This is a genomic window from Cetobacterium sp. ZOR0034, from assembly GCF_000799075.1.
Taxonomy (GTDB): domain Bacteria; phylum Fusobacteriota; class Fusobacteriia; order Fusobacteriales; family Fusobacteriaceae; genus Cetobacterium_A.
Genome location: NZ_JTLI01000109.1, coordinates 1 through 603 on the forward strand (window position 1 = coordinate 1; position 603 = coordinate 603).

General features: G+C 33.3%; 1 protein-coding gene. It reads right to left on the reverse strand.

Translation table 11 applies throughout. From position 1 onward, the window contains the following. A partial coding sequence (locus L992_RS12745; RefSeq protein WP_047396656.1) for an efflux RND transporter permease subunit occupies positions 1 to 603 on the reverse strand: 603 nt, incomplete at both ends.

Sequence of the window (603 nt, forward strand, 5' to 3'; positions counted from 1 at the left end):
GTTTCATCTCTTCTAATGCTATTTTAGCATTATCAGTTATAGATAAGATATTTCCATCTGTTGATTTCTCAATAACAATCATTACTGATTCTTTTCCGTCTAATTTCGCAATTTCACTTTGATCCTCTGTTGTTAAAACAACATCAGCTAAATCCTTTAATCTTAAAGTTTTTCCATTACTTCTGATAATCATATTTTCAAACTCATCTAAGTAATTAAACTCTCCCATAAATCTTGCTACAACATCTTTCCCACCAGTTTTAATAACTCCTAATGGAACATTTACAGAAGATGTCTTTATTAAGTCATACAACTCGTTTGGTGTTAAGTTATATGATGATAATCTATCTGTATCAAATTGGATTTGAATCTGTTTATCTGGCGATCCTAATGTATCAACACTTCCAACTCCTCCGATTCTTTCAAATCTTGGAGTCATAAATTCATTTATAAAAGTTGTTAGCTCTAAGAAGTTTGGTCCAGAAACGTTTAGCATCATTGCTGTGTTTCCCGATCCAGCCAGTTTCTTTTGAGTCACTGGTTTTGAAGCATCATCTGGCAGTTCTCCAGAGATTGCATCAATCTCTCTTTGAACATCCCCTC